This is a genomic window from Thermomonospora catenispora, from assembly GCF_006363815.1.
In the GTDB taxonomy this organism is placed as follows: domain Bacteria; phylum Actinomycetota; class Actinomycetes; order Streptosporangiales; family Streptosporangiaceae; genus Thermomonospora; species Thermomonospora catenispora.
In genome coordinates, this window is record NZ_RRYT01000005.1 from 1 (window position 1) to 17,333 (window position 17,333).

Genomic DNA, 17,333 nt, shown 5'->3' on the forward strand with positions numbered 1-17,333 from the left:
CCGGGCGGCGGGGCGCTGCCGTTCCTGCGCGGCGGCGCCGCTCCGGGCCGTCTCGGGCCATGGGGCGGGTGCGGGCGGTGCGGCGGGGACCGAAGGGGCGGGATTCCCCTGCTGTGCCGCGCCGGTCGCGGGCGCGGCGGCGGGCGCGGGCGCGGGGTCGCTCTGCGGCGTCACCGGGGTCGCCGGGGTCGCCGGCGCCGGCGGCGCCGACAGGGCCAGCGGGGCCGCGAGCGGTTCCGTGCCGCCCGTCGTGATCCGGCGTTCCAGCCGCTCCAGCCGGGCCATCAACGACGCCTCGTCCTGGTAGGCGGCCGGGAGCAGGATGCGGGCGCAGATCAGCTCCAGCATCAGCCGGGGCGAGGTGGCGCCGCGCATCTCCGTCAGCCCGCGGTGCAGCAGGTCGGCGGCTCGGGACAGCTCCGCGGCGCCCATCTCGGACGCCTGGCGGCGCATGCGTTCCAGCTCATCGGGGGGAACGTCCAGCAGGCCGGAGGAGCCCGCGTCCGGGACGTTCGCCAAGATCACCAGGTCGCGGAGCCGTTCCAGCAGGTCGGTGGCGAACCGCCGGGGGTCCTGGCCGCTTTCGATCACCCGGTCGACGGCGGCGAACACCGCGGCTCCGTCGCGGGCGGCGAACGCGTCCACCACCTCGTTCAGCAGGGCCGAGTCGGTGTAGCCCAGCAGCGACACCGCCCGCGCGTAGGTGATGCCGGACTCGTCGGCACCGGCCAGCAGCTGGTCCAGGATCGACAACGTGTCCCGGGCCGATCCCGCCCCGGCCCGCACCACCAGCGGGAGGGCGGCGGGCTCGTAGGGGACGTTCTCCTTCTGGAGGATCTCCTCCACCAGTTCCCGCAGGGTGCCGGGCGGCACCAGGCGGAACGGGTAGTGGTGGGTGCGCGACCGGATGGTGCCGATGACCTTGTCGGGCTCGGTGGTCGCGAAGACGAACTTCAGGTGCGGCGGGGGTTCTTCGACGAGTTTGAGCAGCGCGTTGAAGCCACCGGTGGTGACCATGTGCGCCTCGTCGATGATGTAGACCTTGTAGCGCGCCGAGACCGGCGCGAAGAAGGCCCGTTCTCGCAGGTCGCGGGCGTCGTCGATGCCGCCGTGCGAGGCGGCGTCGATCTCGATCACGTCGATGTGCCCGCTGCCGCCGGGGCCGAGGGCCACACAGGATTCGCACTTGCCGCACGGGTCGGGAGTGGGCCCCTGTTCGCAGTTCAGCGACCTGGCCAGGATCCGGGCGCTGGAGGTCTTGCCACAGCCCCGCGGCCCGCTGAACAGGTACGCGTGGTTGATCCGGCCGTTGCGCAGTGCCTGCTGCAGGGGTTCGGCGACGTGCTCTTGCCCCTTGAGCTCGGCGAATGTCGCTGGCCGGTACTTGCGGTACAGAGCCAGACTCATTGGGGGTCCGTCCGGTGAGTGCGAAAGGACCCCCCGCACACCCGCCAGAGCCTGCTTATCCTTGCTGCCTTCCGGCCCTGGGGAGGTTCACAGGGTGACGCCGTGCGAGGGGCCGTCTCCGAGTCTATGGCATCCGCCGCCTGCCTGGGCACGTTCGCCGTCCACACCTTCGTCGTCCGCCCGTCGTCCGCCCGGTGGTGTCCTCCCGGCATGCCCCGTCCTCGCCGCCGGTACGCCCCCGGCGAGGTCAAGAATGCGGGGGCGCACGGGGCACGAGGGGCGCAAGGAGTACGCTGCGGGCCTCATGGGCGCGATCTTCCATGTGGCCCGCCGCTCGGACTGGGAGGCGGCCCGGGCGGCCGGGCGGCCCTATGCGATGTCGACGCGCGGGCGGACGCTGGCGGAGGTGGGGTTCGTCCACTGCGCGGCGAGCGGGGAGCAGGTCGCCGGGGTGTTGGAGAGGTTCTACCGGGACGTCCCTCCCGAGGATCTGGTGCTGTTGGTGATCGATCCGGCCGGTCTGGACGTGCGGTACGAGCCGGCCGAGGGGGAGCTGTTCCCGCACGTGTACGGGGCGGTGCCGGTGGAGTCGGTTATTGATGTCAGGTCCGTGCCGAAAACCCGGTAGGATTTGCAGCGGAGGATTCGCCTAGTGGCCTAGGGCGCACGCTTGGAAAGCGTGTTGGTGGCAACGCCTCGCGAGTTCGAATCTCGCATCCTCCGCAGCGCCTGAACAGGCATGGTGAGGCCGGTGCGCTCGAGCGCACCGGCCTCACTCATGTGCGGGGCCGGTCCGTGCACGCTCGTGCACGCCCGTGCGCGCGGCGGCCACGGCGGGCTCTCCCCCTCGCCCCACCGCGGACTGAGCGGACCTCACCGGGAACAGAGAAGGTGATTTGCACCACAATGTACTGTTCAGTGGGGCGTGGAGGACGCCCGCCGGCGACGGGCCGCCTCTCCGCGGAAGGCCGGAGGATGGGGCGTTTGCGACTCCGGTGACCCTTGTGACCACGGTGACGAAGCAAGATCACCCAGGTCAGGGCTCGTTCCGGCGTTTTCTCCGGTCTGCCGGGACGCCGTAGACTCGATGGGGTGATCTTCAAGGCAGTCGGCGAAGGGCGTCCCTACCCGGATCATGGACTCGGGTCGCGGGACTGGGCGGAGATTCCGCCCCGCCAGGTCCGCCTCGACCAGTTGATCACCACCAAGCGGGAGCTGGATCTGCAGTCGCTGCTCAGCCACGACTCGACCTTCTACGGCGATCTGTTCCCGCACGTCGTGCACTGGAAGGGCGAGCTGTACCTGGAGGACGGCCTGCACCGCGCCCTGCGCGCCGCCCTGCACCAGCGGTCCGTCCTCCACGCCCGCGTCCTCGACCTCGACGCCCGCTGACCGGGCCTTCCCCTCCGCCGCGTCCCGCCGGCTCCTCTTTTCTCCGCCCCGTTCCATCCCCATCGCACGGCCGCCCGCCGCCGCACGCTCACCCGCCGCCCGCCGCCGCAGGATCGACGACCATTCGCCGTCCGCCGCCGCAGGGTCGCCGATCGCTCGCCGCACGCTCGCCGACCGCCCGCCGCCGCGCACTCGACGGCGCCGCCGCCCGCCTGCCGCGACCCCGCGCCGCGATCAGAGGCGATCAGGGTTCGCCGTGCCGGGCGGTGACGCCCTTGCCGGCGGAGGCCGTGGCCGCGCCGAAACGCCGGGAGCCGACCATCCACACCGCAGGCCCGCCCCGGCGGGCGTCCGTCGCTGTGGAGGCGCGCCAGACGGTGGCGTCGCGCAGCCGTTCGGGGGCGGGGACCCTCCTCCAGCGGCGGCCGTCGTAGTGGGCCAGGTCGCCTCGGGCGCCGCCCACCCACACGTCGGCGGAGGAGAAGGCGGTCACCGTGTTGACCGACTCGACGGGGACCTCGACCGGGGCCCAGGTGCGCCCGTCCCAGTGCAGGAGGCTGTCGCCGCCGGCGCACCAGGCGTCGTCGGGGGCGGTCGCCGTCACGTCGGTGAGCGGGAAGCGGGTCGCCGGGGCGGGGACCCTCCGCCATGCGGTGCCGTCGAAGTGGGCGATCAGCCCTTCCCGGCCGGCGGCGCCCACCGCCCACACGTCCCGGGGCGACGTTCCGCACACCGCCAGGAGCTTGCCCCGGTGCACGCCGGACGGCCCGTCGACCATGCGCCAGCGGCCGTCGCGCCAGCGCAGGGCGATCAGCGGGGCCCGGGGTCCGAAGCCGTGTCCCACCGCCCACGCCTCGGCCGGCCCCACCATCGCCACATCGGTCAGCACATAATCCCGGGCGGTGTCCGGCCCGCCGGGCAGGGCGGGAGCCGCCGCCTCCTCCCAGGCGGCGCCGTTCCACTGGCGGATCAGGGGGACCTCGGTGCCCAGCAGCCGGTCATAGGCGCCGCCCACCGCGATCACCGTCGCGGCGGGGCCGCCGGGGCCGTCCGTCGGGCCGGCGGCGACCCCCTCCAGTCCCGCGCCGATGGCGGCGGCGGACGGGGCGGGTCCGGGCGGCACCGACCACGTCTCGCCGTCCCAGTGCGCCGCCAGCGGACGGCCGTGGGCCTGGCCGACCGCCCACACGTCGTCGGGGGCCGTGGCGGCCACCCCGGTCAGCAGGTGCGGGGGCGGCATGGGGAACGGGTCCAGCGGACGCCACGGCGACGGATGCGCGGTCGCGTCATCGGTCAGGAGCATCGCGACGCCCTCGACTCCGCCGGCGGGACCGGCTCCGTTCGCCTCCGGCCGCCGGCCGGGGAAGGAGGGGGAATCGTCGAGGAAGGTCATCGATCGCGACAGGGCTCCCGATAAGCGGCTTCAGATGGTCTGATGAACGTGCGCCTGGGGCTCGTTCCCGGCCGGAGGCGGCTCAAGCGGCTCCCGCGCGCCCCGCGTCAGCTTAGCCCTTCGCCCCTGGTCGCACGGGGAGTTCCGCTCGGGCGGCGACCGCCGCCGGCGATGCGGCCCTTCGCCCCTGCCTTCGCCTCGCCGCCGCCCTCGCCCTCATCCCGCCTTCGTCCCCCTTCGTCCTCGACCGCACGGGGCCTGAATCGCACGGGGCCCGACCGCAGGGAGTTCCCTCAGGCCGCGCCCGTCGCGTGGGCGGCGGCCCCGGGCGCGGCCCGGGCGGGGCGGGCTCACAGGTCCAGCACGGTGAGGGTGAAGCGGCAGATCCGTGCGCCCTCGTTGAGGTAGGAGTGGGGACGGTCGCCGGCGAACACCGCGGCGCTGCCGGCGGGGACCTGGGAGGAGCGGCCGTCCACGACCACGGTGAGGGTCCCCTCGTGGACGTAGGCGATCTCGCGGGTGCCGGGGCTGTGCGGGTCGCTGTGGCGGGGTTCGCCGGGGTGGAGCCGCCAGTGCCACAGTTCGACCGAGGGGCGGGCCTCGCTGCCGGCCAGGAGGGTGCCGGTGCCGCCCTCGGGGCCTCGCCAGAGGACGACCTGGCGCTCCGGGGGGAAGACCCGTACCGCCGGCTCCTCGTCGACCTGAACCAGGCGGGTCAACGGCACGCCGAGGGCCTCGGAGATCCGGATGAGGGTGCCGAGGTTGGGGTTGCCGCGGCCCTGTTCCAGGGCGACCAGGACGCCCTTGCTGACCCCGGCCCGGCCCGCCAGCTGGTCCAGGCTCCATCCGTGCGCGGCTCGCAGTGACCGCACGGTCCGCGCCACGGCCTCGCCGATCGCCGCCGTCTGGTCGCTCATCGCATGCTCCTTGCGCGCCGGTCCACGCACGACACGGTAGGGCGTCGGGGGCCGGGCGCTCCCGTCGGTCGGTTTAATAGACCACGGATGTCATTATGATGACCGAATCATCTTCTGCCGAGGAGCCTGCGATGCTCGCCGAGATCCGGGTCGAGGACGCCGTCCACGAGCTGCGTCCCGACTTCGCCGTCCTGGCCGTGACGGCCGAGGGGCTGCGCAACGGCCCCAGCGACGACCTGTCCCGAGGCTGGCTGGAGAAGGCGGGCGGCAACGCCGTCGCCGCCGACGACCCGCACGTCCTCGCCTGGCGCGAGGCCTACCGCGCGTTCGGCGCCAAGCCGCAGCGTACCCGCCCGTCCGTCGACGCGCTGCTGCGCAGGGCCGACCGGCTGCCCGCGATCAACCGCGTCGTGGACGCCTACAACGCCGTCAGCGTGGAATACGTGCTGCCCATCGGCGGGGAGGATCTCGCCGCCTACCGAGGGACGGCCCGTCTGGTGCGCGCCCGGGGCGATGAGCCGTTCGACACCGTCGCCGGCGGCGAGCAGGTCACCGAGCACCCCGACGCCGGCGAGGTGGTGTGGCGCGACGACGCGGGCGTCACCTGCCGCCGCTGGAACTGGCGGCAGTGCGTGCGCACCCGCATCACCGAGTCCACCGGCGACGCGCTCTTCCTGCTGGAACGCCTGGAGCCCTACCCGCTGGAGCGCCTGCAGGAGGCCGCCGACGCGCTCGCCGGCCTGCTGCGGGAGATCTCCCCGCAGGTGCGGATCCGCACCCGCTTGATCGGACCGGCCCGGTCATGAGCGGAGTCCTCCCATGGTGACGGCGCTCGCGCTGGGCGCCGCCCTGGCCTACGGCGTCGCCGACTTCATGGGCGGCGCCGCCTCCCGCCGCGCCGCCGTGCTGCGGGTCCTCCTGATCAGCGTTCCGGCGGGGCTGGTGTGCCTGACGGCGGCGGCCCTGCTGGTCGGCGGCGCCCCCACCGGGGCCGGTCTGGCCTGGGGCGCGGCCTCCGGCCTGGCCGGCGGGGCGGGACTGATCGCCTTCTACCGGGCGCTGGCCCAGGGCCCGATGAGCGTGGTGGCGCCCGTCTCCGCCCTCACCGCCGCCGTCCTGCCGGTCGCCCTGGGCACCCTGCGCGGCGAGCGCCTGGACGGCATGGTCCTCCTCGGCGTCGTGCTCTGCGTCCTCGCCATCGGCCTGGTCAGCATGGAGGAGCCCGGGCCCGCCGATCCCGTCCGCCGCTCCGGCTCCCGGCTGCGGAGGGCGGTCTCCAGCGGTCCCGCCATGGCCGCGTTCTCCGGAGCGGCGTTCGGGGCGTTCTTCATCCTGCTGCACGAGGCCGGCGACACCGGCAGCCTGTGGCCGGTCGCGACGGCGCGGCTGGGCAACCTCCTGGTGGTCGGCGCCGCGCTGCTCGCCCTCCGCCTCGCCCGCCGGCCCGCCCTGTCGCCCGCAGGGCCGGCCGAGCGATCGACCGAGCGGCGCGCCGCCGGGCCCGGGCCGACGCTGCTCGGGCTGACCGGCGTCCCCCTCCTGCTGGCCGCATGCTCGGGGGTGCTCGACGGCCTGGCGAACGCGCTGTACTACCTGGCCGCCCGACAGGGGCTGCTCAGCCTGGCCGCCGTGCTCACCTCGCTGTACCCGGCCGTCACCGTGCTGCTGGCCAGGCTCGTCTACAGCGAGCGCCTGCGCACCGTGCAGCGCGTCGGCCTGGCCCTGGCCGCCACCGGGGTGACCCTCGTCACCGTCGGCTGACCGCCTCCTCCGGTCGGTGGACGCGGCAAAGGCGCCGGGTCAGCGGGCCGGGGGCGCGGCGGCGGCCCGCCGCGGGTCGGCGGCGCGTCGCGCCGCGGGGGCGCCCACCTCTTCGGCGGACATCCGCTCGGCGCTCCCCACGGCCCCGGGGCGGGCGGCGTGCCAGGCGAAGAAGGTCTCCGGCACCAGCCAGATCAGCAGCACCAGCAGCGGTGCGCTCCACGACCCGGACGCCTCGTGCAGCGCCCCGATCAGGAACGGGCCCGCCGCCGCCAGCAGATACCCGGCGGTCTGCGCCATCCCCGACAGCCGCGCCGCCCACAGCGGGGTCGCCGACCGCAACGTGATCAGCGTGAAGGCCAGCGGGAAGGCGCATCCGGTGGCCACGCCCAGCACGATCGTCCACACCCAGCCGGCCTGGGGCGTCGTCAGCAGGCCGAGCACGCCCCCGATCAACAGCGCCATCACCACGGCCACCAGCGGACGCTGGTCGGCCCGCCGGGCCGCCAGCACCGGCATCACCAGTCCGGCCGGGATCCCCAGCAGCATCACCGTCGAGAGCATCAGCCCCGCCGTCGCCGCCGAGTACCCGTGGTCCCGCATGATCGCCGGCAGCCACGACATCAGCACGTAGAACACCAGCGACTGCATCCCCAGGAACAGCGTCACCGACCAGGCCAGCCGGCTGCGCAGCGGCGAGCCGCCCGTCCGCTCGGCCCGGCCCGCGCCGTGCTCCGACGAGGCGCCGCTGCGCGGCGCCGAGCGGGCGCGCAGGGCCAGGGGGATCCACACCAGCACGCCCAGCAGCGCGGGGAACGCCCAGACCGCCAGGGAGAAGCGCCAGCCGCCCCGCTCCTCCAGCGGCACGGCCAGACCGGACGCCAGGGCCGCGCCGGTCGACATCAGCATCATCGTCAGGCCCGTGAACAGCCCCACCCGGGCGGGGAAGACGTTTTTGATCACGTACGGCATGAGCACGTTGCTCAGCGCGATGCCCGCCCCCGCCAGGACCGTGCCCGCGAACAGCAGCAGGGCGGCGAGCCCGTCGGGCCCCGGCAGCGTCCGCATCGCGATGCCGCCGGCGATCAGCGCCAGCGCCCCGACGAGCGTGGTCTCGGTGCCCAGCCGCCGGGCCAGCACCGGCGCCACCGCCGCGAACACGCCCAGGCACAGCACCGGCAGCGTCGTCAACGCGCCCATCGCCGTGCTCGGCAGGTTCAGCCGGTGCTGCAGCTCATCCAGCAGGGGCGCGACCCCGCTGATCGCCGCACGGAGGTTGAACGCCAGCAGCACCAGTCCCACGGCGGTCCATACGGCGGTGCGACGAGTGATGCCAGGGGTTGCAGAGTTCATGAACGTCTTCCGTCACGGGATGCGACACGGGCAGGGTCGGGACAGGGGAAGGGAGGCCGATCGGCCGGGGCGACCGGGGTCAGTCGGGGAGCGGCCCGGTGATGGAGCGGATCACCGCCTCCAGACAGGACTGGGTGGCCCGTCCCGCCGCCTCGGCGTCGCCCGAGGCCACGGCGTCGGCGATGGGCCGGTGCGGGACCTGGGCGTGGTCGAGCAGGTCCGCCGCCGTGGTGATCGCGGCGCGCAGGGCGTCCCTGAAGTCCCCGTACAGGTCCATCAGCACCCGGTTGTGGGTGGCCTCCACGACCGCGGTGTGGAAGTCCAGGTCGGCTTCGACGAATCCGGCCCGGTCCCCCGCCGCCCGTCGCTCTTCGCACCGTTGCAGCGCCCGCCGGATCGCCGTTACGTCCGCCTCGGTGCGCCGCATCGCCGCCAGCCGGGCCGCCTCGACCTCCAGTCCGCGTCGGACCTCGAGGATCTCCAGCAGCTCCGCGGCCCGCAGCCGCCGCCGCATCACCCCCGACAGCTCGCTGGTGGCCCGCACATAGGTGCCGTCCCCCTGCCGGCACTCCAGCAGCCCGGCGTGCGTCAGCGCCCGCACCGCCTCGCGGACGGTGTTGCGTCCGACCCCGAGCATCTCCGAGAGCACCGGCTCGGGCGGGATCTTCGTCCCCACGGCCCACGCCCCCGTGGCGATCTCACCCTTGAGCTGATCGATCACCTGATCGACCAGCGATGAACGGCGGGCCGTGCGCAGCGTCACTCAAAACCCTCCATGCTCGACGGGTCGGACCCGGTCATCCAAACATCCGATGTTTCAATGTTAGGCTAAATGCCGGAGTTCTCCGATTCGTCACGAACGTGAGGATCGCCTCAGCCGCGGAAGACCGCGGGAGCGGCGATCCCCGCCAGGTCGAGATCAGCCCCGGGAGAGCGCCGCGAACGCCCCCCGTTCGGGCGCCCCCAACGGCCCGGCGCAGGCGCCGGACCGGAGCGTGCCCTCTCCCGGTCCGGTGCGCAGCGCCCCCCGGTCCGATCCGATCCATCGGCCCGATCCCCCGCCCGATCCACCGCCCGGACCGGCGGCCCGGCGAACGCTCGCGCCGCGCCCGGCCGACGGGGACCGCCGCGGCCGCGCAGACCGGGCGCCGCGCAGACCGATCGGCCGCGCACGGCGCCACCGGCCGTGAGGGCTTCGCATCCGCAGCCTCCCGGCGGCCGGGACGACTCCCGGTGGCACGACCGGCCTTCGAGCGCGTCGGGAACGCGATCGGAACGCGCAGGCGGCCTGGGGCACCGCCGGTGCGACGCCGATCGGCCATCCGGGCCCGTACCGGGCCGCATGGCGCCCCGCGGCCGACCCGCACCGCCGGCCGCCTCCCGCCGGCCCGGGCCGGCGGGTCCGCCCCGCCCCAGGAAGGGCGCCCCGTCAGGAAGGCGAGCCGCGCTCCCGTCGGTGACCGACGGGCGCCCCCCGGGGAACGCCCGGAACGCGCACGCCGGCCGGCGCCGCGGCCCGGCGCGGGTCAGGGGGCCGTGGGGAGGGTGGCGTCGGAGGTCACCGGGGAGTCGAAGGAGGCGGAGCGAAAGGACGGCTGCAGGCCGACGACCTGCAGCGCCCGGCGGTAGGCGGTGGTGGCGCCGGCCGGGTCCCCGGCGGACTCGAACAGCTCGCCCAGCTCGCGCAGCAGATGGGCGACGGGGCGGGCGGGAGCCCGCCCGCCGAGACGGTCCAGGGCGGCGAAGGTGCCCTGCAGGACGGTGACGGCGGTGTCGCGTGCGCCCATCGCCAGATGGGCACGGGCGATGATCAGCCGCGCCTGCACCACCTGCAGAGACCGGACGTCGAACTGAGGCGCGGCGTCGGGGCCGGGGTCCTCCGCACGGCCGTTGCCGTGCTGGCCGACGGCCTCGGCCAGGGCCGGCTCCCGCTCCACCGTCTCGATGGCGCGCGCCGGCTCGCCCAGCAGCACCAGCGCCCGGGCGGTCTCGATGGCGCACTCCACCGCCTCGGCGCCGTCCAGGTTCACGGCGGCGCCGCTGAGCAGGCCCATCGCCTCGGCCGCCGGATGGGGGGCGTCCCCGAACGGCCGGACGCCGCGCAGCAGCGCACGGGCGGCGGCCAGGTGCAGCCGGGCCTGGGCGCGCAGGCAGGCGGTCTCGTCGCGGGCGGCCAGCGCCTGGTCGGCCAGGTAGAGCGCGTCGCCGACGGCGCCCTGCTCCAGCGCCCGGCCGCTGGCCCGGTGGTAGGCGGCGGCGAGCTCGGCGGCGCTGGGCGCGCGGACGCTCAGCACCCTCCGGCCCAGCTCGTGGGCACGGTCCAATTCGGCGCGGTCGACATAGGCCAGCAGCAGCACCCGGGCGGCCTCGGTGTGCTCCTCGCCGGCGTTCAGCTCCAGGTCGCGCAGCCGGGCCAGGACGCGCTCGGCCAGCGCGATGCCCTGGCCCAGATCGCCGACCGCCCGGTAGCAGCGGGCCAGGGCGACCAGGGCGGGCAGGGCGCTGGAACGGCCGGAGTCGCGTTCGGCGTGCTCGCGCATCTCCTCGAACACGCCGATCGCCGTCTCGAAGCGACCCAGCGCCTCCAGGGCGCGGGCGCGGCCCCAGCGGGCGCGCAGGGTCAGCCCCGGATCGTCGCTGCCGGAGATCACCTCATCGAAGCCGGCCAGCGCGGCGGCGGCGTCACCGGTGCGCAGCGCCAGGCGGGCGTAGCGTTCCCGGACCTCCAGATGGGCGCGCTGCTCGGGCTCGATGCCCTCGGCGAGGTATTCGGCGGTGCAGCCGAGACGTTCGGCCAGCAGCCGCAGCACCGCCGGCGTGGGGGTGCGTTTCCCCGATTCGATCAGCGAGATGTAGCTGTCGGAGAGATCATGGCCGGCGAGCTGTGCCTGCGACATGCGTCTGGCCAGCCGCAGGTTGCGAACACGTTCACCGACGTTGCCTGGACCCGGCATGTGGACTCACTTATCGGAAGTAATCAGGCGGGAGGGGCGCCGACATGATTGCATGTCGCAGGTTCGTGTACCTCGAGAGTAACCCAAGCAATGCGGCCGAGATTGCCGATCAGTGTCATTTCGCGACCTCCCTGTCACCTCCGGGCGTCCTCGCCAGGGGGGCATGGGCCGGGCGACCGCGACGAAGCCTCGCCGACGAGGGCCCGCCCGCGCCGGTCCGGATCGCCTGAGCCGGCGGGTCAGTCGTCGGAGTCCTCCTTGTTGGGGAAGATCATCTCGCAGACCTCGAGGTACAGCTGTTCGGGATAGGGCAGGTAGTCCACCGTGCGCAGGGCCTGTTCCTGACCGGCCGACTCCAGCACGAACGAGCCGTAGCCCAGCAGCCGGCCCATGATCGACCGCTCGAAGCTCATGTCGGTGACCTTGGCCAGCGGCATCATGCCGACCTTGCGGGTGATCAGCCCGGTGGTCAGGATCATCCGCTGGTTGGTGATCACGAAGTAGTCCACCGACCACTCGGCCACCCGCCACACGAACCAGCCCAGCAGCAGCAGCCAGCCCCACCAGATCCAGTTCATCGGCCGGTCCGCCGCGCCGACCCAGTTGGTCAGCACCGCGGCCACGATCAGCCCGCCCAGCACCAGGCCCACCGGCATCATCAGCACCGCCGGGTGCCGGCGGACGGTGATGACCTGGCTCTCGTGCGGCAGCAGGTACTTGTTGACCGAGGCGGGCGCGGAATCGCCGGGGGCGACGAGCCTCATGCCGCACCCGTACGCCGGCGCGCGTCCCGCCGCGACGGCCGCCGCGGCCTCCCCAGATCCCCACGGGGCGCAGCGGCCCTCGTGGCGCACTTGTCAACGGACACGACTGCCTCCCGGAGCAGGGTGACCCACGAACCCCAGGCCAGTCTTACACCCGCGGCGACCGTCGGCAAAGGAGTCGCGGGACGGCGCCCGCCCGCTCGGCGGGCCCGGCCGGTCAGGCGGTGCGGTCCGGTGCGGCCGCCCGGGCGGCGCGCAGCCGTGCGCGCTGTTCGGCGGCCACCGTCGCCAGCACTTGAAGATGTTTGCGGGCGATGCGTTCGACCAGGTCAGGCGGGGCCGATCCGGTGACGTCCTGAGCACCGTGCCGAGCGGCGGCCACGCACCGGGTGACCGTCGCGGTGTCGTGGACCCCGGCGAACTCCTTGGCCAGCCGTTCGCCGACCTCGCGGTACCCGGACAGGTTGCTGTCCTCGTGGTAAGGCATGCCGCATCCTCGCGCCTCGCTCACGCCCACCCGGTCCCCCCGTCGGCCGGGCGGCGGAGAGGAACGACAATCAACGTTCCGTAGCGACCTATTACCCACCGTGGTCGCCCAACGAACATCTCAGGCGTGTAACGACGCAAGGGCGCCAAGCGGCGTACCGGACGCGAAGGGTCGGCGAACGGTCAAGGACCGCCCATAGGCCGCGCCTCCGGGTCAGACCACCCCGTAGAGCCGGTCTCCGGCGTCCCCCAGTCCGGGCACGATGAAGCCGTTCTCGTCCAACTGCGCGTCAACGGCGGCGGTGACCACCCTGATCGGCGCGCTCGCACCGGCGAACTTCTCCTCCATGTGCTTGAGCCCCTCCGGGGCCGCCAGCAGGCAGATCGCCGTCACATCGGTCGCGCCCCGCTCCAGCAGCAGCTCGATGGCCGCGGCCAGCGTCCCGCCGGTCGCCAGCATCGGGTCCAGCACATAGCACTGCCGTCCGGACAGATCCTCCGGCAGCCGGGTGGCGTACGTCTCGGCCAGCAGGGTGCCCTCGTCGCGCACCATGCCGAGGAACCCGACCTCGGCCGTGGGCAGCAGCCGGGTCATCCCGTCCAGCATGCCCAGCCCGGCGCGCAGAATGGGGACCACCAGCGGCTTGGGGCTGGCCAGCTGAACGCCCTGCGCCTCGGCCAGGGGGGTCTGCACGGTCGTTTCCGCGACCCGGACGTCGCGGGTAGCCTCGTAAGCGAGCAGTGTGACGAGTTCGTCGGCCAGCCGGCGAAAGGTCGGCGAGTCGGTGCGCGCGTCCCGCAGCACCGTCAACTTGTGTGCGACCAGCGGGTGGTCGACGGCCAGGGTCTCCATGCAGATCACGGTAGCCCACCGTGCGAACGGCCTCGGGCATGGACGGCGCCGTTCGGGGAATGACCATGCAATGAGCACCGAGCGCAACGGAGAACCGACCCCCGAGGAGGTCCGGGAGCGGCTGCGCAAGCGCGCCATCTTCTTGCGCGAGCTGGCCGAGGCCCGGGAGCTGCGGCGCCGTGTCACCCCGCATCGTTCCCGCCGCGCCCGCATCCACGCCGTGTTGCGCAGTCGCACCTTCCGCCTGCACTGACCGCGCCCCGGCGCGCGGACCCTCCCGATGAGCCATGGGCCGCTCCGCCCCATGGCGGGGTCGCCTTGTGCTCCTTGTCCCGCCGCCCGGCGCCTTCAAAGGAGCGTTCCGAGCGCTCATGGGCGCCCGCCGCCCCTCGCCCGGAGGCCGCCCCGCCCGGCCCCCGCGGCCTGCTCGATCACTGCGGCCCGCCCGGTCGCCCGCCCGGCCCGATCCGCACCGCCCGATCCGCTCTGCACGTTCGGACCGCCCGCCGCACGACCCCACGGCCTGCACGGTTCATGCGCGCCGCACGGGCCATGCGGTCCGCCCGGCCGGTTCTCGGGGCCCGGCCCCGCGCTCTCCCGCTCCGTCATCCTCCCCCCTCGTCGGCCTTCTTCGCTCCCCTCCCCGCCTTCCGCCTCGGCGTCCTCTCGCCCCCTCCGCCCCCGCGCACGGGTTCGTCCGCACCGCGGCATGCGGCCGCGCCGGGGCCCTCTCCGAGGCCGGGGCGCGATCGCGGCGACGCGGGTCCCGCCCTTCAGTGCCCTCGCGAGAGGACGGACGCACAATGTGATCAGATGAGGACTTCGGTCGTTCCGGCGCTGAGAGGGAGATGTCGTCCACAGCGAACGCGCAGGTCGATCGGGCTGCGGTCGGCGACGGGCGGAAAGCGGGGGCGGCCCGCCTCCGGCAGCACGGGCCGCCGAGTTTCCCGGGTGCGCACGCGCGCGCGTTCGGCATCTGCGACCATGCCCAGGCAGGTATCGCGCCGGTGGGGTGAAGATGACGGATCTTGACGCGACGGACTTCGCCGTCGTGGTGTACCGCGAGGACGACTGCTGGGAGGCCGAGGTGCTCCCGGTCGCGCTCACTCGGGACCTGGGCGGGCTGATCCACGCCCTCCGCCAGCAGCCCAGCATCGGCGGCACCATCGGTCTGGTCGCGGTCGGCGACGACTTCTTCGTGGCCATCCGGGTGCTCGGCGATGAGGTGATGGTGTTCCTGTCCGATGTGACCGCCTCGGTGGACTGGCCGTTGGCCCGCCAGGTCCTGGAACATCTGGACATCCCGGTGCCCGAGGACGAGGAGCTGGACCAGGTGCTGCCGGTCGGCGACATGTCGATCTTCGCGGACCTGGGGCTGGACGAGATGGAGCTGGGCGCGATCTCCGGTGATCTTGACCTGTATCCGGACGAGATGCTGCTGAGCATCGCCGAACGGCTCGGCTTCGGTCAGCCTTTCGAGCGGGCGCTCGACACCATCGGGTAGTCCTGGTTCACAATGAGTTGGTGTCGTACTTCGCCGCGGCCTTCGCGCGGACCCCGCAGGGATGGGTCGGCGCCGAGGCCACGCTGGACGAGGCCGAGGTCGTCGACGACCTGACCGATCTGATGCGGGAGGTCGCCGTCGAGTCCATCGCGGACACCGTGCTGCTGCTGGTGGAGGAGGACGACGAGTGGTTCGGCATCGTCCGGCTCGACGGTGAGAGCGAACCTCGGGCCTATGTCTCGACGGTCCGCGACGAAGGGCTGGGCGGGCTGCTCCACCAGCTCCTGGGGGACGTCCCCGACGGGGCTCCCGGCGGCGACCCGCATCTGCTGGACGACTTCGGGGTGAGCGCCGACCAGCTGGCCGAGCTGGGCGAACGGGTGCTGCCCGGGGACGCCCTGCTGGAGATCGCCGAGCAGGCCGGTTTCAGTGAGGAGTACGACGACCTCCATGGCTGACCCCGCGCCCCCGACCGGCGAGGTCCCTCCCGAGGTCGAGTACGCGCCCGCGATGCGCCGCGCCCTCGCAGAGGCCGAACTGGCCCTGGAGAGCGGCGACGTCCCGGTCGGCGCCGTCGTGCTCGACCGGGCCGGGGAGGTCATCGGCGCCGGCCGCAACGAACGCGAACGCACCGGCGACCCCACCGCCCACGCCGAGATCATCGCCCTGCGCCGGGCCGCGGCCCGGCTGGGCGAATGGCGGCTGACCGGCTGCACCCTGGTGGTGACCTTGGAACCCTGCACGATGTGCGCGGGCGCGAGCGTGCTGGCCCGCGTGGACCGCATCGTGTACGGCGCGGTCGATCCCAAGGCGGGCGCCGTCGGTTCGCTGTGGGACGTGGTCCGCGACCGCAGGCTCAACCACCGGCCCGAGGTCCTCGCCGAGGTCCTCGCCGAGGAGTGCGGCGCCGTGCTGACCGACTTCTTCGCCCGGCGCCGCGTCTCGTGAACCCTCCGGCGCGGCGTCCCGTCCGGGGCCGGTCCGCGCTCTCGCCGCGCCGCCGCCCGCCCGCCGCGGCGCGGGCCTTCGCCCTCCGGCGGGCCGCCCGGTCGCCGGAACGCCGGCGGGGCCCGGTCTCCGGGGCCGCGGGCCGGGGGATGAATTCGAGTTCAACGCTCGCCCCAGATTCGGGTAGGCTTCCGGGCGGTGGTGTCGCCTAGTGGCCGAGGGCGCACGCCTCGAAAGCGTGTGATGGGGCAACTCATCCGTGGGTTCAAATCCCACCACCACCGCTCGTCGGGCCCCTGATCCGGAAACGGGTCAGGGGCCTTGTGCTGCCGGGCGAGTCCCGTCCACCGTTCTCGGCGTCCCTCGTCCGCTGGTCCCCGGCGTCGTCCGGGCGCCGTCCAGGGCGGGTGTCCTCGGTACCGTCCGGGCGGGGCCGGTCGGGTGCTCAGGCCGCCAGGCGGATGGGCATCAGCAGATAGCGGTAGGCCTGCCGGGCGTTCGAGGCGTCCTCGTCGGCGGGGGTGAAGAGGACGGCCTTGGCGGGGCCGGTGCAGTGCAGCCGGGTGGCGGCGGCGGCGATGCCGGAGAGGCCGTCCAGCAGGAAGCGGGGGTTGAAGCCGAGGTCGATCTCCTCGCCGTGGAGTTCGGCGGGGAGGGTCTCGCTGGCACGGGCGGCGTCCCCGGTGGCGGCGTGGACGCGGACGTGATCGCCGGAGAGGGTCAGGCGGACGGGGACGTTGCGGTCGGCGACCAGGGCGACGCGTTCGACGGCCTCGAGGAGGGGGGCGGTGGGGATCTCGGCGCGAGTGGTCCACCGGCCGGTCAGCCGGGAACGGTAGTCGACGAACCGGTCGTCCAGCAGGCGGGTGGTGAGGGTGCGGCCGGCGCCGGACAGGCCCAGCAGGGTGTCGCTCAGCGACAGCTCGACCTCGGCGGCGGTGCGCAGGACCCCGGCCGCCTCCGCCAGGGTCCGGGCGGGGACGAGCGCGGCGGCGGAGAAGTCCGGGCGGGCCGGTGACCAGGCCAGTTCACAGCAGGTGAGCCGGTAGCGGTCGGTGCAGGCCAGGGTGATGGTCTCGCCCGCGATGTCGAGCCGGACGCCGGTCAGCATGGGCAGGGTGTCGTCGCGGCCGGCCGCCACCACCGCCCGGCCGACGGCGGCGCCGAACGCCTCGCCGGGGACGGTCCCCGCGGCGGCGGGCGGCTCGGGAATCCTGGGGTGGTCCTCGGCGGGCATCGTCTGCAGGCCGAACTCGGCGCCGCCGCACCGCACCACCGTCTCGGCCCCTTCGACGGCGACCTCGACCGGCCGGTCGGGCAGGCTCCGCACGATCTCGGCCAGCAGCCGGCCGGGGACCAGGGTCCGGCCGGGCTCGCTCACCGTCGCCTCCACCCTCGCCCGGGCCGAGACCTCGTAGTCGAAGCCGGTCAGCGTCACGTTCCCCTCGGCCGCGTCGATGAGCAGTCCCGCCAGCGCCGGCAGCACGGGCCGGGTCGGCAGGACGCGTGCCGCCCAGCCCACGGCGTCCTCGAGGGCCTGATGCTCTGCCTGGAACCTCACGCTGCCCCGCCGTGTCGTAGGCGAATACCGACACCGAGGA

18 protein-coding genes, 2 tRNA genes and 1 other RNA gene are annotated in these 17,333 nt (G+C 74.1%); 10 read left to right on the forward strand and 11 right to left on the reverse strand.

Annotated elements, in window-relative coordinates:
* Both EIO00_RS05745 and ffs read right to left on the reverse strand, forming a co-directional pair.
* A partial coding sequence (locus tag EIO00_RS05745; RefSeq protein WP_140175913.1) for a DNA polymerase III subunit gamma and tau occupies positions 1-1,407 on the reverse strand: 1,407 nt, incomplete at its 3' end.
* Between the two features lie 21 nt (positions 1,408-1,428).
* Positions 1,429-1,524, reverse strand: an RNA gene (gene ffs, locus EIO00_RS05750) — signal recognition particle sRNA small type.
* A gap of 136 nt (positions 1,525-1,660) precedes the next feature.
* On the opposite strand from ffs, the gene EIO00_RS05755 reads away from it, so the two are divergent.
* From EIO00_RS05755 to EIO00_RS05765, 3 genes are all read left to right on the forward strand, one after another.
* Positions 1,661-2,035: a DUF952 domain-containing protein gene (locus EIO00_RS05755; RefSeq protein ID WP_241661145.1), complete on the forward strand. Its 375-nt coding sequence runs from the start codon at positions 1,661-1,663 to the stop codon at positions 2,033-2,035.
* Positions 2,036-2,045: 10 nt separating this feature from the next.
* Positions 2,046-2,130, forward strand: a tRNA-Ser gene (locus EIO00_RS05760).
* 369 nt (positions 2,131-2,499) lie between these two features.
* Positions 2,500-2,799, forward strand: coding sequence for a type II toxin-antitoxin system VapB family antitoxin (locus EIO00_RS05765; protein ID WP_140175915.1), 300 nt, complete (start codon positions 2,500-2,502; stop codon positions 2,797-2,799).
* Between the two features lie 244 nt (positions 2,800-3,043).
* On the opposite strand, the gene EIO00_RS05770 is transcribed toward EIO00_RS05765, so the two are convergent.
* Positions 3,044-4,102 carry a beta propeller repeat protein gene (locus tag EIO00_RS05770; RefSeq protein WP_140175917.1) on the reverse strand — a complete coding sequence of 353 codons (1,059 nt, stop codon included), beginning with the start codon at positions 4,100-4,102 and terminating at the stop codon, positions 3,044-3,046.
* Positions 4,103-4,542: 440 nt separating this feature from the next.
* Positions 4,543-5,109, reverse strand: coding sequence for a helix-turn-helix domain-containing protein (locus tag EIO00_RS05775; protein ID WP_140175919.1), 567 nt, complete (start codon positions 5,107-5,109; stop codon positions 4,543-4,545).
* A gap of 131 nt (positions 5,110-5,240) precedes the next feature.
* On the opposite strand from EIO00_RS05775, the gene EIO00_RS05780 reads away from it, so the two are divergent.
* Positions 5,241-5,915 carry a B3/B4 domain-containing protein gene (locus EIO00_RS05780; protein WP_140175921.1) on the forward strand — a complete coding sequence of 225 codons (675 nt, stop codon included), beginning with the start codon at positions 5,241-5,243 and terminating at the stop codon, positions 5,913-5,915.
* A 13-nt stretch (positions 5,916-5,928) separates the two neighbouring features.
* The gene (locus EIO00_RS05785; RefSeq protein ID WP_140175923.1) at positions 5,929-6,870 is read left to right on the forward strand and encodes an EamA family transporter; all 942 of its coding nucleotides are present in this window, start codon (positions 5,929-5,931) and stop codon (positions 6,868-6,870) included.
* A gap of 39 nt (positions 6,871-6,909) precedes the next feature.
* On the opposite strand, the gene EIO00_RS05790 is transcribed toward EIO00_RS05785, so the two are convergent.
* The 6 genes from EIO00_RS05790 to upp form a co-directional block, all read right to left on the reverse strand.
* Positions 6,910-8,223 carry a CynX/NimT family MFS transporter gene (locus tag EIO00_RS05790; RefSeq protein WP_140175925.1) on the reverse strand — a complete coding sequence of 438 codons (1,314 nt, stop codon included), beginning with the start codon at positions 8,221-8,223 and terminating at the stop codon, positions 6,910-6,912.
* A 79-nt stretch (positions 8,224-8,302) separates the two neighbouring features.
* On the reverse strand, positions 8,303-8,986 hold the full coding sequence (locus tag EIO00_RS05795) for a FadR/GntR family transcriptional regulator (protein WP_140175927.1): 684 nt from the start codon (positions 8,984-8,986) through the stop codon (positions 8,303-8,305).
* A gap of 763 nt (positions 8,987-9,749) precedes the next feature.
* Positions 9,750-11,177: a helix-turn-helix domain-containing protein gene (locus EIO00_RS05800; protein WP_140175929.1), complete on the reverse strand. Its 1,428-nt coding sequence runs from the start codon at positions 11,175-11,177 to the stop codon at positions 9,750-9,752.
* Positions 11,178-11,416: 239 nt separating this feature from the next.
* Positions 11,417-11,941, reverse strand: a complete 525-nt coding sequence (locus EIO00_RS05805; RefSeq protein ID WP_140175931.1) for a PH domain-containing protein — start codon at positions 11,939-11,941, stop codon at positions 11,417-11,419.
* A 217-nt stretch (positions 11,942-12,158) separates the two neighbouring features.
* Positions 12,159-12,428, reverse strand: coding sequence for a hypothetical protein (locus EIO00_RS05810; RefSeq protein ID WP_140175933.1), 270 nt, complete (start codon positions 12,426-12,428; stop codon positions 12,159-12,161).
* Between the two features lie 213 nt (positions 12,429-12,641).
* A complete protein-coding gene (gene upp, locus EIO00_RS05815; protein WP_140175935.1) occupies positions 12,642-13,280 on the reverse strand; it encodes a uracil phosphoribosyltransferase in 639 nt (212 codons plus the stop codon).
* Between the two features lie 70 nt (positions 13,281-13,350).
* Between upp and EIO00_RS05820 the strand changes: the two genes are divergently transcribed.
* From EIO00_RS05820 to EIO00_RS05840, 5 genes are all read left to right on the forward strand, one after another.
* Positions 13,351-13,533: a hypothetical protein gene (locus tag EIO00_RS05820; RefSeq protein WP_140175937.1), complete on the forward strand. Its 183-nt coding sequence runs from the start codon at positions 13,351-13,353 to the stop codon at positions 13,531-13,533.
* Positions 13,534-14,298: 765 nt separating this feature from the next.
* On the forward strand, positions 14,299-14,784 hold the full coding sequence (locus EIO00_RS05825) for a tRNA adenosine deaminase-associated protein (RefSeq protein ID WP_140175939.1): 486 nt from the start codon (positions 14,299-14,301) through the stop codon (positions 14,782-14,784).
* Positions 14,785-14,804: 20 nt separating this feature from the next.
* Positions 14,805-15,242, forward strand: coding sequence for a tRNA adenosine deaminase-associated protein (locus EIO00_RS05830; protein WP_140175941.1), 438 nt, complete (start codon positions 14,805-14,807; stop codon positions 15,240-15,242).
* Positions 15,235-15,732: a tRNA adenosine(34) deaminase TadA gene (gene tadA, locus EIO00_RS05835; RefSeq protein ID WP_241661146.1), complete on the forward strand. Its 498-nt coding sequence runs from the start codon at positions 15,235-15,237 to the stop codon at positions 15,730-15,732. The genes EIO00_RS05830 and tadA overlap by 8 nt, the downstream gene beginning before the upstream one ends.
* A gap of 197 nt (positions 15,733-15,929) precedes the next feature.
* Positions 15,930-16,016, forward strand: a tRNA-Ser gene (locus EIO00_RS05840).
* 161 nt (positions 16,017-16,177) lie between these two features.
* Here the strand turns inward: EIO00_RS05840 and dnaN are convergent.
* Positions 16,178-17,293: a DNA polymerase III subunit beta gene (gene dnaN / locus EIO00_RS05845; protein ID WP_140175943.1), complete on the reverse strand. Its 1,116-nt coding sequence runs from the start codon at positions 17,291-17,293 to the stop codon at positions 16,178-16,180.
* Between the last annotated feature and the right edge of the window lie 40 nt (positions 17,294-17,333).

Excerpts from the sequence above, each read along its gene's own strand:
- EIO00_RS05755 (WP_241661145.1), top strand. The coding sequence starts at position 1,661 with ATGCGGGGGCGCACGGGGCACGAGGGGCGCAAGGAGTACGCTGCGGGC.
- EIO00_RS05770 (WP_140175917.1), bottom strand. The coding sequence starts at position 4,102 with ATGCTCCTGACCGATGACGCGACCGCGCATCCGTCGCCGTGGCGTCCG.
- EIO00_RS05775 (WP_140175919.1), bottom strand. The coding sequence starts at position 5,109 with ATGAGCGACCAGACGGCGGCGATCGGCGAGGCCGTGGCGCGGACCGTG.
- EIO00_RS05780 (WP_140175921.1), top strand. The coding sequence starts at position 5,241 with ATGCTCGCCGAGATCCGGGTCGAGGACGCCGTCCACGAGCTGCGTCCC.
- EIO00_RS05785 (WP_140175923.1), top strand. The coding sequence starts at position 5,929 with ATGGTGACGGCGCTCGCGCTGGGCGCCGCCCTGGCCTACGGCGTCGCC.
- EIO00_RS05790 (WP_140175925.1), bottom strand. The coding sequence starts at position 8,223 with ATGAACTCTGCAACCCCTGGCATCACTCGTCGCACCGCCGTATGGACC.
- EIO00_RS05800 (WP_140175929.1), bottom strand. The coding sequence starts at position 11,177 with ATGCCGGGTCCAGGCAACGTCGGTGAACGTGTTCGCAACCTGCGGCTG.
- EIO00_RS05805 (WP_140175931.1), bottom strand. The coding sequence starts at position 11,941 with ATGAGGCTCGTCGCCCCCGGCGATTCCGCGCCCGCCTCGGTCAACAAG.
- EIO00_RS05810 (WP_140175933.1), bottom strand. The coding sequence starts at position 12,428 with ATGCCTTACCACGAGGACAGCAACCTGTCCGGGTACCGCGAGGTCGGC.
- upp (WP_140175935.1), bottom strand. The coding sequence starts at position 13,280 with ATGGAGACCCTGGCCGTCGACCACCCGCTGGTCGCACACAAGTTGACG.
- EIO00_RS05820 (WP_140175937.1), top strand. The coding sequence starts at position 13,351 with ATGAGCACCGAGCGCAACGGAGAACCGACCCCCGAGGAGGTCCGGGAG.
- EIO00_RS05825 (WP_140175939.1), top strand. The coding sequence starts at position 14,299 with ATGACGGATCTTGACGCGACGGACTTCGCCGTCGTGGTGTACCGCGAG.
- tadA (WP_241661146.1), top strand. The coding sequence starts at position 15,235 with ATGGCTGACCCCGCGCCCCCGACCGGCGAGGTCCCTCCCGAGGTCGAG.